The following is a 12,234-nucleotide window of genomic DNA, read 5'->3' on the forward strand; positions in this document are numbered from 1 at the left end:
AGGAGAGCAGGCCCGCATGACCATGCTCCTGATTGCCGCCATCGCCTTCGTCGGAAGCCATTTTCTGATGAGCCACCCGCTGCGCGCATCCATGGTGCGTCTTTTTGGCGAAGGCGGTTTCATGTCCGTCTATTCGGCCATATCCGCCGCGACCCTTTTCTGGATGATCACGGCCTATAAAGCCGTTCCTTATGCGATAGGGGCGTGGGATCCAGGCGATGGCCTATGGGCGCTGGCCACGGTGCTGATGTGGCTCGCATCGGTGCTGTTTGCCGGGTCGCTGATCGGCAACCCCGCCTTGCCTGGCATGCAGGCGACCAAGGCCAGCGACCGGCCCGCACGCGGCGTTTTCGCCATCACGCGGCATCCGATGATGTGGGGCTTTGCGCTTTGGGGCGTGGTCCATATTCTGATAGCGCCACGGCCCGCCAATTTTGCTTTATGCGGCGCGATCATCATTCTCGCGCTGGTGGGTGCGGCCTTGCAGGACCGCAAGAAGAAGCGCCTGATGGGCGCAGACTGGAAACGCTGGGTTTCTCGCACAAGCTATTGGCCCTTCGCACGCGGCTTTGCGATGCCGGGCGCGGTTGCCCTGACGGGCGGCACGGCGCTTTGGATCATCGCCATGTATGGCCACCGCTGGTTCGGCGTGCTGGGCGCGGGTGTATTCCGGTGGATAGGGTAAACATTCGGAACGGATGTATGTTTGTACAAATTAGACATATTTCGCTGCGATCACCTCCACGACGATGCCACGAGTAGCCTTGGCGCGAAGATTTACCGCCTGACCATGCTCATCGCCCGGTCGCCATAGCGCGGGCCAGCCGTACCACCGACCGGGGCCGCGTCGTCGAGTTGCTGCAGATCTTCGCCAGTCAATGCAAGGTCCGCTGCCGCCATGGAGTCTTCCAATGTGGCGCGGCGTTTGCTGCCGGGGATGGGGACGATGAAATCGCCCTGATGCAGTAGCCAGGCCAGCGCCACCTGCGCGGCGGAGCGCTTGTGGCGCGCGGCCACCGCTTCCACCACGCTGACCAGCTCCAGATTCTTCGCAAAATTGGCCCCCTGATAGCGCGGATCATTCCGGCGATAATCGCCTTCCGGCAGATCGTCGAAGCTCTTGATCTGGCCGGTCAGAAAACCGCGGCCCAGCGGGCTGTAGGGCACGAAACCGATGCCCAGATCCTGCACCAGCGGCAAAATCTCTTCCTCGATCGTGCGTTCCCACAGTGAATATTCGCTCTGCAGGGCCGTAATCGGATGGGTGGCGTGGGCACGGCGAATGCTGTCCGCGCTCGCCTCCGAAAGGCCAAGAAAGCGAACTTTGCCTTCCTCGACCAGCCGCGCCATGGCACCGACCGTGTCCTCGATCGGCACATCCGGATCGACGCGATGCTGATAATAAAGATCGATCACGTCGATACCGAGACGTTTCAGGCAACCCTCTGCCGCGGCGCGGACATTCTCCGGCCGACTGTCGGTGCCTTTCGCCTCACCATCCTGAATGGCGAAACCGAATTTGGTGGCGATCACCAGCCGGTCGCGCCGTCCGCGAATGGCCTCGCCCAGCAGTTCTTCGTTCTTATAGGGACCATAGACCTCGGCGGTGTCGAAAAAGGTCACGCCAAGTTCGATCGCGCGGTCAATGGTCGCGAAGCTCTCTTTGCGGTCGGCGGTGCCATACATCGCGCTGCCAATGCCCGCCATCGGCATGCAGCCGAGGCCGAGTGTCGATACCGTGAGGGTGTTTCCGAGCGTACGCGTCTTCATGCCAAATCTTCTTTCCTGCGGGCGAGATATCCGGAAATCTCTCGCTTTATTTCCGGTGCGAACAGGTACAACGCAAGAATGTTGGGAAGGGCCATCAGAATGAAGGCACTATCGACCAGCTTGACCACTTGCCCAAGGTCCAGCACCGCGCCGACCGGCAAGCCGAGTATATAGACGGCCTTATAGATGCGCCGTGCCAGATCGCTCGGCCCGAAGAGATAGGCCCAGGCCTGCTCGCCATAGAAGCCCCAGGCACATAGCGTGGAATAGCCGAACAGAAAGACGGCCACCGCCAACATATAGACGGCCCATGGGGAGACCGTGCGGAAGGCGGCCACGGTCACTTCGATTCCCTCCAGATTTCCGGCATAGGTTCCGGCCACGACCATGGCAAGGGCCCCCAGTGAACAGATCACGACGGTATCGATAAACGGTTCGATCAGCGCCACGAGCCCTTCGGACGCCGGTTCCTTCGTGCGCGCCTGGCTGTGGGCTATCACCGCGCTGCCAATGCCGGCTTCGGACGAATAGACCGCGCGGCGCATGCCGATCACGAATGCACCGATCGCGCCGCCAGCCGCTGCCTCGCCGGTAAAGGCATCGCGCACGATGAGGGCCAGCGCTTCTGGAATGCGATCATAGCCGATCGCCAGAATGGCAAATATGCCCAGCAGATAGACCGCGCCCATGGCCGGCACCACGAAGGAGGTGACGCGGCTGAGCCAGCCCACCCCGCCGATGACCACGAGCCCGACGATGACCGACATGGCGATGCCGTAAGTCCAGGCGTTCTGGTCAGTCTGCGCGAAACCGAACACATCGGCCACGGCAACGTAGCTCTGGTTGACCTGGATCAGCGGCAATGCACCAAGCAGCGCGCAAGCGGCATAGACCCCGCCCATGATCAGACCGGTCTTGGCCCAGCCGCGGCCTTTCAAGCCGTTCTTCATCGAATACATCGGCCCGCCGCGAACGGTGCCGTCGGCATCCACTTCACGGTAGCGCAAACCCAATGTCACTTCCGCGCATTTCAGCGTCATTGCAAACCAGCCGATGCAGAACATCCAGAATACCGCGCCAGGCCCGCCAACCGTCAGCGCGATGGCGACACCGGCGATATTGCCAAGCCCCACGGTTGCCGAGAGGGCGGTGGTCAGCGCGGAAAACTGGCTGATCTGGCCAGGCTCGTCCGACTGGGACAAACGGGAGCGTATAATCGAAAATCCGGTGCCGAGATGCCGGACATTCACGAAACCGAGATAGGCCGTGAAGAAGATCATCGGGACGGCCAGCCACAGAACGACCACCTCGATCGCGATGCCGAACAGGCTGATCTGGGTAAAAACGAGAGTGGAAAGCCCGTCGATAAGATTGTTGACGAAGGCGAGCATAGATCATTTTCCCAACTGGATAGCTCGCCCTAGAGGCGCTAGGAGATTTGGCCAAGCCTGCACATTTCACGACCATTGCGAGGAAAGTATCGATGTCCATCAGCTATTTCGGGACGGACGGGATCCGCGGACGATCGAACAGCGCGCCGATGACACCGGAAATCGCGATGAAGGTGGGGCAGGCGGCCGGCAAGCATTTCCTGCGCGGTGATCACAAGCACCGCGTCGTCATCGGCAAGGACACACGCCTGTCCGGTTATATGATGGAAAATGCGCTGGTCGCAGGATTTACCAGCGTGGGAATGGACGTGATACAGTTCGGCCCGATCCCTACACCGGCAGTGGCCATGCTGACCTCTTCCATGCGCGCGGACCTTGGGGTCATGATTTCCGCCAGCCACAATCCTTATGAAGACAATGGTATCAAGCTGTTCGGCCCCGACGGCTTCAAACTTTCCGACCGGGACGAAAAGGCGATCGAAGCCCTGCTGACCGGTGGCAATATCGATCTGGCCGATGCGCCCGATATCGGGCGCGCGCGGCGTGTGGAAGATGCGCGTGGCCGCTATATCCACGCGGTCAAGGGATCGCTGCCCGAAGATGTCCGGCTCGACGGCCTGCATATCGTGATCGATTGCGCCAATGGTGCGGCCTATCAGGTGGCGCCATCCGCATTCTGGGAGCTTGGTGCCAAGGTTACCACCATTGGCGTGGAGCCCAACGGGCGCAACATCAACGAGGCGTGCGGATCGACGCATATCGAAGCGTTGCAGGACACGGTTGTCGCCTGCGGGGCGGACATCGGCATTGCGTTGGACGGCGATGCGGACCGATTGATTGTGGTCGATGAAAAGGGACGGCAGGTCGATGGCGACCAGATCATGGCACTGATCGGGCGCAGCTGGAGCCGCAGCGGCCTGCTGCGCGGCGACGGCATCGTCGCCACGGTGATGAGCAATCTGGGGCTCGAACGCTTTTTGAAAAGCGAAGGGTTGGATCTGTTGCGCGCCAAGGTGGGCGACCGCCACGTGCTGGAACTGATGCGACAGCGCGGCATGAATGTGGGTGGTGAGCAGTCGGGCCATATGATCATGCTGGATCATGCCACGACGGGAGACGGCACCATCGCCGCGCTGCAGGTTCTGGCGGAGCTGGTGGCGCATCAGAAGCCCGCCAGCGAGCTGCTGCATCTGTTCGAGCCCGTACCGCAGCTTCTGAAAAATGTGCGCTATGTCGGCGGCTCGCCGCTGGAGGACGCGAACGTGAAGGCCTGTATTGCCGATGCGGAAGGTGAGTTGAATGGCCAGGGGCGGCTCGTCATCCGCAAATCCGGCACCGAGCCGTTGATCCGCGTGATGGCGGAAGGCGATGATGAGGGGCAGGTGAAAGCCGTGGTCGATCGCATTTGCGACGCGGTGCAGGCGGCGGCGTGAGCCAAAACGCGCGCATTCTGATTATCGCCGGATCGGACAGTTCCGGCGGCGCGGGCATTCAGGCCGATATCAAGACGGTGACCGTGCTTGGCGGGCACGCCATGACCGCGATCACGGCGGTAACCGCGCAGAATTCCGGCGGCGTCTCCGCGATCCACCCCATTCCCACGCAGATGGTGCTCGATCAGGTTTCGGCCTGCGTCAACGATATCGGTGTGGATGCAGTCAAGATCGGCATGATCGGCAGCGCGGATACGGCGCATGCGCTGGCCGAGTATCTTGGCGCAAACATATCCGTACCGATCGTGCTCGATCCGGTTATGGTCGCCACAAGCGGTGCCGTGCTGGCCGATGACGATGTGGTTGCCGCTTTCGCAAGGCTGATGGATGTGGCCACGCTCACCACGCCGAACATTCCCGAACTGGACGCGCTGGGCGGTGAAGAGGCGGTTCTGCGGCACGCCACGGCTTTGCTGGTCAAGGGCGGGCATGCCGCCGGACCAACCATAACGGACCGTTTGCTGTCACAAGATGGCGAGACGATCTGGACCGACGATCGCATCGATACCCGCCACGCCCATGGCACGGGCTGTACGCTGGGCAGTGCCATCGCGCTGGGTCTGGGGGAGGGCATGGCGATGGAGCAGGCCATCACGCGCGCGCGCATGTTCGTGCGCATCGCGCTGCACGCGGCGCCGGACTATGTGGCCCGGAACGGACCCATGGGATTCCAGGATGTCCGTCTCGACGCTCCTGCTTTGGGGCCGGCACTCAATCAGATCACACTCGGTTGCACGGACTATGCGCGCTCCTGCGCATTCTACCGCCAGTTGGGATTGCGGCAGATTGTCGATGCGCCGCCACGCTATGCCCGGTTCGAGACGGCGGGCGGCGCGACCTTTTCCCTGCACCAGACCGATCGGGTGCAGGCAGCCGATACGATGGTATATTTCGAATGCCTCGATCTCGATGCTCTGATCCAGCCTCTGTGCGATGCTGGCGTCCTGTTCGATGAACCGGCAACCGATCGCAGCTGGGGCTGGCGTGAGGCGCGCCTGCGCGATCCCGATGGGCATCGCTTGTGCCTGTATTTTGCAGGGGAGATGCGGCGCTATCCGCCCTGGCGCATGGCATCATGATCGCGGGGGTGGATGAGGCCGGGCGCGGGCCGCTGGCCGGGCCGGTGGTTGCCGCTGCCGTAGTGCTGCGCGGCAAGGATATTCGCGGCCTGACCGATAGCAAAGTGCTGAAGGCCGCGCGGCGTGCGGTGCTGGCCCGGCGTATCCGGGAACGGTGCCATTGGGGTATTGGCCTGGCCTCGCCGGAGGAAATCGACGCGCTCAATATTTTCCAGGCCACGATGCTGGCCATGGCGCGCGCGGTGCAAGCGTTGTGCGACGATTTTGACTGCGATCCGTCAGAAGTGCTGATCGACGGCAATCTCACGCCTGTAGGGCGCCGTCCGGAATGGCGCTGGCCAGCCCGCGCGATCGTGAAAGGTGATTTGAAGGAACGCTGCATCTCTGCGGCGTCCATCATCGCAAAGGAGCATCGCGACGCCCTGATGCAAGAGGCGGCGCGCGATTATCCGCATTATGCCTGGGAGCGGAACAAGGGCTATGGCACGGCCGATCATCTGGCCGCCCTGCGCGAATATGGGCCGTGCCCGTTGCATCGGCGCAGCTTTGCCCCGGTCGCGCAGCTGACGCTGATCTGATCGGGCGTTAACCAAAGTCGTTTATTTTTGTGCTCGAGTCCTTTGCGCCACACCCCAAAATATGGCGACTCGACTTATCCACAGGCCCCACATGTCGTGGGGGACTCGCTTCGTTCTCGATGCGTTAACCATCGTTTAGCGCTTCCAGTGCAGGATCAAGCCGCTTGACCTGCAGGCCGGGTGGACTCACCCTGATGGCCGATCTCGAAAGGGGAAGGGAGACTTATGGGGGCCATCGAGGCACTGACGACCATTGCGCCGCGCGTGCGTGAGAAGACTGCGCCGCGGGCCAAGGCAAAGGCGCCGGTTTCGCCGCCTGCGGATCTGCCGCTAAGCCAGATTTTGCGGCAGGACTGTATCACGGCCATGCGCGCATTGCCCGATGCCTGCATAGACATGATCTTTGCCGATCCGCCCTATAATCTCCAGCTGGGCGGCGATCTCCACCGGCCTGACGGCAGCCATGTCGATGCCGTGACGGACGATTGGGACAAGTTCGATACCTTTGCCGCCTATGATGCCTTTACCCGCGCCTGGCTGGCCGAGGCGCGGCGCATCCTGAAGCCGTCGGGATCGCTCTGGGTGATCGGAAGCTATCACAATATCTTCCGCGTGGGCGCGGCGGTGCAGGATCTGGGCTACTGGATCCTGAACGACATCGTGTGGCGCAAATCCAATCCCATGCCCAATTTCCGTGGCACGCGGTTTACCAATGCGCACGAAACGCTCATTTGGGCCGCGCATTCGGAGAAGGCCAAATATACCTTCAACTATCGCGCCATGAAGACCCTGAACGATGAGCTGCAGATGCGGTCCGACTGGACGTTCCCGATCTGCGGCGGGCAGGAGCGACTGAAGAAGGATGGCCACAAGGCGCATCCCACGCAAAAGCCTGAGGCGCTGCTCTATCGCCTGCTGCTGGCCACCACCAATCCCGGCGACATCGTGCTCGATCCCTTTTTCGGCACCGGCACTACGGGCGCCGTCGCCAAGCGGCTGGGGCGGCAGTGGATCGGTATCGAGCGGGAGGATGGCTATTGCGAGGTGGCGCAGGAGCGGATCGATGCCGCGCTGCCGCTCGATGAAAGCGCGCTGAAAACCATGCAGAGCCCGCGCAACCAGCCCAAGGTGCCGTTCGGCACGCTGGTGGAAACCGGCTATCTGAAGGCCGGGGTGCGGCTCTGGTGCAAGAAACGCAAATTGACTGCCACCGTTCGCGCGGATGGGTCGCTGGAAAGCGGCGGCGCGACCGCGAGCCTGCACAAAATGGGCGCGACACTGCAAAATGCGCCGAGTTGCAATGGCTGGACTTTTTGGCATTTCGAAGGGGATGATGGCGCTTTGCAGCCGGTCGATGCGCTACGGCAGACATATCTTCTGGCGACGGAGGCATAACGTCGCTCGCCTGCAACAAGCGAAGGAGGCGGAACACGCATGACCCTTTATATCCGCCCCGTTTCCTTCGTTGAAAGTCCGCAGCGCCATGACGGCCGGACCGAGCGGTTGGCGGGCACCATGCTGTGGTTCGCGCAGGTTGAGTGGATCCAGGATGGGACCCGCCGCCTGATCGACACGGCGGCGGTGCCGGCGGCCATCGACGCGCTGACTGCAGACGAGAAAAACCGCGCCGCCGCGATCTGGCGGAATCTAACCAGGCCGCGCGCCGCGCTGACTTTGGGCGAGCGTGTGCTACGCCTCGACCAGCCGCACATCATGGGCATCCTTAACATCACGCCGGACAGCTTCTCGGATGGGGGGCGGTTCGTCGATGATGCCGAAGCGGCAGCCGCTGCGGGTGTGGACATGGCGCGCGATGGCGTTTCCCTTGTGGACGTTGGCGGCGAATCCACGCGGCCCGGCGCACCGGTGGTCTGGGAAGGCGATGAGATTGCGCGCATCCAGCCGGTCATCGAGCGCCTGGCCCGGTCGGGCACACCGGTATCGATCGATAGCCGCAAAGCCGCCGTGATGGAGGCTGCGCTGGCCGCTGGCGCGCATATGATCAACGATATTTCCGCGTTGCTGCACGATCCGAACGCGCTGGAAGTCGCCAGGGCGCATGACGTGCCGATCTGCATCATGCATGCGCCCAGCCAAGGGGCCGATCCGCATGAAGGCGGGGCCTATGGCGATGCCGCGCTGGAGGTGTATGACTGGCTGGAGGCGCGCGTGGAGACGCTGATCAAGGCCGGTATCGAGCGGAGCCGCCTGATCATCGATCCCGGCCTTGGCTTTGGCAAGTCGGTGGCGGAAAATGCCGCCATTCTCAACAATCTTACGCTCTACCACGGTCTGGGCTGCCCGATCCTTGTCGGGGCGAGCCGCAAACGCATGATTGGTGCTCTGTCCAATGAAGCGCCTGCGGACAAACGCCTTGGCGGATCACTCTATCTGGCGGTGAAGGCGATAGAGGCGGGCGCGCAGATCGTGCGCGTTCATGATGTGCCGGAAACGGTGCAGGCCGCGCGCATATGGCGCGGCCTGCGCGATGCCGCGCTTACTGCGCGGGCGTAGCCACAAAGGCGGCGACAATATCCAGATCGACCTTGTCGCTGACCATCGGGATGGCATAGCCAATGCCAAATTCGCTCCGCAGGATGGAGCCGGTGGCGTGGAAGCCGATCTGCTTCTTGCCGCCCATGGTCTCAGGCATCGTCCCGGCACCGTAAAAGCTCACATCGAGCGCGACGGGCTTGGTGATGCCGTTCAGGGTCAGATTGCCGAGTACGACCGCATCTTTTCCATCGGGCACCACGGAGGTGGACACGAACCGCGCACTGGAAGGGTCCGCGCCGAAGAAATCGGGGTCACCACCATCCTTGCCAGGACGAAGCAGATGATCGGTCAGTCCGGCGCTGGCCGTGGTGACCTTTGAAACAGGGATGGTCATGTCGACGGAGGCATTGGCAAGATCGGCAGGGTCTAGCGTCAACGTGCCGCTGACATCGCCAAACAGGCCGGAATAGGGCGTGATCCCGAAATGATCGACGGTCCATGCGACCAGCGTATGGGCAGGATCGGCTTCATAAGTGCCGCCAGTCACTTTGGACATGTCGGCTGTGCCGGGCGGGGTGGTGGGCGCCTGCGCCGCGACGGCGACGGTGGAGAACAGGGCGAGGGCGGCGGCGTGGACGATTTTCATGGGTTTATGGCTCCGGGTGAATGTATCGGCGGCTCTGCCATAGAAGGGCTGGTGCGCCCAGCGGTTCCGGATGGACGCCGAGTTGCACCCGGACAGCCCACGCGCCAGGTCAACCCGACCGGTTGCCATAATCGATGCGGATACGGACCCAGGTGCCATATTTATTCTCGCCGCCCAGCCGGGGCGGGCGCACGCGGAACTGCCAGGCCGCGGCCAGCACCGCCCGGTTGATGTTGGAGCCCGGCGTCTCGTCGAGCGCGACACAGCTGTCCACCCGGAATTCCGCCACCGTGCGGCACGCGACCAAGCCCCAGCCGGGGCCTTGCGCGGTGGACAGATAGCCGCGCATCTCCTGCTCGGTCGGCTCGCGATACCAGGCCGCGGCATAAAGCGGTTCGCCATTGGGCGCCGTCCCGACGCGCGCGGTATCGCTGGACCGTGCCGATCCCACCGGCCCCATCATCGGCTTGCCCGCGGCAGGCTTGGCCGGGCGGGCGGGCATCTTGCTGAGATCCGCCGCTGCCATCTGGTTCGGCGTCATCGGAATGAGCGCGGGCGGCTTGGTCACCTGCACATCCGGCGGCGGGACGCGGTCTGGGCGCGGCGTATCCGGCTTTTGCGCCTGAACCGGCTCCGGGTCGCTCGGCACTGGATCGGGTGGGGTGGGGGCCGTCTCTCCCGGCGCCTCCGCCGCAAATTCCGGCGGCGCTTCGGCTGGCTGCGGGGCGGGCGGCGCGTCGATGTTGAGAACGGTCGTGGTTTCCGCCACGCGCTTGGGTTCGATGATGCGCGGGCCAAAGGTCAGCAGGACAAGGACGAGCAGTGCTTCAAGCGCGAGAGTGAGCGCAATGCCCGCCGCACGATGACCCAGCGCACCGCGCAGACGTTCCCGCAGCGTCAGCGCAGGCTCCGGCGCGGATAATCCTGAAAAAGTTTGAATCTGCGGCAAAAAATCTCGGTCTCGGACAACTGCCCCGTTGGTGCACCGATAAGGCCGCGCGCCCCGCTAGACAAGCGGCGAGCGCATATCCCGCCTAACTTGTCGTTCAGGCAGCGTTGTCGATGCCAAGGTCGTTCAGCTTGCGATACAGCGTGGACCGGCCGATGCCCAGGCGCCGCGCCACTTCCGTCATGCGGCCACTATAATGACCGATCGCCAGCCGGATCACGTCCGCCTCGATGGCTTCCAGCGGGCGCAAATTGCCGTCGGGTTCATACAAGGTCACGCCAATGCCATCGGCGTGCTGACGGATGACTTCGGTCGAAGGCCCGGCCTGATGCACCGCCTCTGCTATGCGCGGGAATTCGGCTGCGGTGAGCGCATCGCCATCGCACAGCACGGCCGCCCGGAAGAGCACGTCCTGCAGCTGGCGCACATTGCCCGGCCAGTCATAGACCCGCAGCAGCGCCAGCGCTTCATCGGTGATGCCCAGGCTGCGCAAACCGGGTTGCGCGGCCAGGCGGGTCAGCAGATGGCGGGCCAGGGCGCTGATATCGCCGGTGCGTTCCCGCAGCGGCGGTATCGAGAGCTGGACGATGTTGATGCGGTAAAACAGGTCTTCGCGAAAGGCACCACTGGTGAGCTTGGGGGCCAGCGGTTCGTCGGCGGCGGTAATCAGCCGCACGTCCAGCTTGAAGCTGTTGGGGCTGCCGAGCGGCTGAATTTCGCCATCGGTCACCAGCCGGGCCAGGCGCACCTGTGTGGAGCTGGGCATCTGGTCGATTTCGTCGATGAAGATGGTGCCGCCGTCGGCCTGCTGCAAAAGCCCCACGCGGCGATCGAACGCCCCCGTAAAGGCGTTTTTCTCATGCCCGAAGAGGATCGAATCCAGCAGATTTTCCGCCATGGATCCACAGGCGATCTTGAGCAGCGGCTGCCGTGCGCGGGGCGACGCGGCATGGATGGCATCGGCCAGCGTTTCCTTGCCGACGCCGCCCTCGCCCTCGATGAACACCGGCACCTTGCTACGCGCAGCCTTGGCCGCAATGGCCAGAGCCGTGCGGAAGGCCGGGGCCGCGCCGATAATTTCCTCGAACGCCAGTTCCTGGCCCAGTTTTTCGGTCAGCGGTTGCAGCTCGCCGATATTGTTGGTGAGATCGACCGCCTGATCCAGCGCGGTCATCAAACGTTCGGGCGTGACGGGTTTGCTGAGATAATCGGTTGCCCCGGCGCGCATGGCGGACACGGCGCCGTCGGTCGATCCGAAACTGGTGAGCAGCAGGATCGGCAGAGCGGGGCGGCGGGATTTCAGCTCGGCAATCAGGTCTGCGCTGTCCGATCCGGGTGCCCATTGATCGATCAGCACGGCATCCAGCATCATGCCGTCCTGCGTGCCAAGCGTGGCAATCGCCATTTCCGAATCTCGGGCGTAAATGGTGCGCCATCCGGCGCGCGAAGCAATGGCGGAGACCAGACGGCACTGCGCCGGCTCGTCATCCACCAGCATCAGCAGGCGAATGCGCTGCTCAGCCACCATGGCTTCGGTAATCTGTTGTTCCACGCCCATAAGATGCGTTGGTAAGCCCAATCGGTAAAAGGGCGATTAAGCACATGAGCTCTATATCGCCGCGCGTGACGCTTGAGCGAAAGCCAAGTTGCCGATACGGAGTATGAAACAACCCGTAGATCGAGGATCACTATGGCAGGCGGTAGCGAACATCCCACCCCGGATATCAACAAGGCATCGGAAACATATTCGCGTTTTCTGGGCATGACGAAGGTGACGATGATCATCGTCGCCATTGTGGTGGCCGTCGTCGTCGTGCTGATCAGTTAGAGCG

General features: G+C 62.9%; 12 protein-coding genes. 7 read left to right on the plus strand and 5 right to left on the minus strand.

The genetic code is table 11. The annotated features are described in order from the left end of the window. Positions 1–16 precede the first annotated feature (16 nt). Entirely contained in the window at positions 17–685 is a 669-nt protein-coding gene (locus tag G410_RS0102030) for an NnrU family protein (RefSeq protein ID WP_022671993.1), read from the plus strand. Positions 686–777: 92 nt separating this feature from the next. Here G410_RS0102030 and G410_RS0102035 read toward each other — a convergent pair whose 3' ends face one another. Together G410_RS0102035 and G410_RS0102040 are read right to left on the minus strand one after the other, a co-directional pair. Next, positions 778–1,770: an aldo/keto reductase gene (locus tag G410_RS0102035; protein WP_022671994.1), complete on the minus strand. Its 993-nt coding sequence runs from the start codon at positions 1,768–1,770 to the stop codon at positions 778–780. Further along, on the minus strand, positions 1,767–3,161 hold the full coding sequence (locus tag G410_RS0102040; RefSeq protein WP_022671995.1) for an alanine/glycine:cation symporter family protein: 1,395 nt from the start codon (positions 3,159–3,161) through the stop codon (positions 1,767–1,769). Before G410_RS0102040 ends, G410_RS0102035 begins: the two co-directional genes overlap by 4 nt. A gap of 92 nt (positions 3,162–3,253) precedes the next feature. On the opposite strand from G410_RS0102040, the gene glmM reads away from it, so the two are divergent. From glmM to folP, 5 genes are all read left to right on the plus strand, one after another. Further along, positions 3,254–4,594: a phosphoglucosamine mutase gene (gene glmM, locus G410_RS0102045; RefSeq protein WP_022671996.1), complete on the plus strand. Its 1,341-nt coding sequence runs from the start codon at positions 3,254–3,256 to the stop codon at positions 4,592–4,594. Beyond that, positions 4,591–5,733, plus strand: coding sequence for a bifunctional hydroxymethylpyrimidine kinase/phosphomethylpyrimidine kinase (locus G410_RS0102050; protein ID WP_028970952.1), 1,143 nt, complete (start codon positions 4,591–4,593; stop codon positions 5,731–5,733). The genes glmM and G410_RS0102050 overlap by 4 nt, the downstream gene beginning before the upstream one ends. Next, positions 5,730–6,311, plus strand: coding sequence for a ribonuclease HII (locus G410_RS0102055; RefSeq protein WP_022671998.1), 582 nt, complete (start codon positions 5,730–5,732; stop codon positions 6,309–6,311). Before G410_RS0102050 ends, G410_RS0102055 begins: the two co-directional genes overlap by 4 nt. Before the next feature lie 225 nt (positions 6,312–6,536). Then, complete coding sequence (locus tag G410_RS0102060) at positions 6,537–7,706, plus strand: site-specific DNA-methyltransferase (RefSeq protein ID WP_022671999.1); 1,170 nt, start codon at positions 6,537–6,539, stop codon at positions 7,704–7,706. Between the two features lie 39 nt (positions 7,707–7,745). Further along, entirely contained in the window at positions 7,746–8,825 is a 1,080-nt protein-coding gene (folP, locus tag G410_RS0102065; protein WP_022672000.1) for a dihydropteroate synthase, read from the plus strand. Here folP and G410_RS15235 read toward each other — a convergent pair. The 3 genes from G410_RS15235 to G410_RS0102080 form a co-directional block, all read right to left on the minus strand. After that, on the minus strand, positions 8,809–9,453 hold the full coding sequence (locus tag G410_RS15235; RefSeq protein ID WP_022672001.1) for a YceI family protein: 645 nt from the start codon (positions 9,451–9,453) through the stop codon (positions 8,809–8,811). The genes folP and G410_RS15235 overlap by 17 nt on opposite strands. Positions 9,454–9,562: 109 nt before the next feature. Further along, on the minus strand, positions 9,563–10,402 hold the full coding sequence (locus tag G410_RS0102075) for a hypothetical protein (protein WP_022672002.1): 840 nt from the start codon (positions 10,400–10,402) through the stop codon (positions 9,563–9,565). A gap of 97 nt (positions 10,403–10,499) precedes the next feature. Next, entirely contained in the window at positions 10,500–11,927 is a 1,428-nt protein-coding gene (locus G410_RS0102080; protein ID WP_028970956.1) for a sigma-54-dependent transcriptional regulator, read from the minus strand. A gap of 165 nt (positions 11,928–12,092) precedes the next feature. Between G410_RS0102080 and G410_RS17890 the strand changes: the two genes are divergently transcribed. After that, positions 12,093–12,230 carry a hypothetical protein gene (locus G410_RS17890; protein WP_022672004.1) on the plus strand — a complete coding sequence of 46 codons (138 nt, stop codon included), beginning with the start codon at positions 12,093–12,095 and terminating at the stop codon, positions 12,228–12,230. Positions 12,231–12,234 lie beyond the last annotated feature (4 nt).

Origin of the sequence: Novosphingopyxis baekryungensis DSM 16222 (genome assembly GCF_000420305.1) — a bacterium.
GTDB lineage: Bacteria > Pseudomonadota > Alphaproteobacteria > Sphingomonadales > Sphingomonadaceae > Novosphingopyxis > Novosphingopyxis baekryungensis.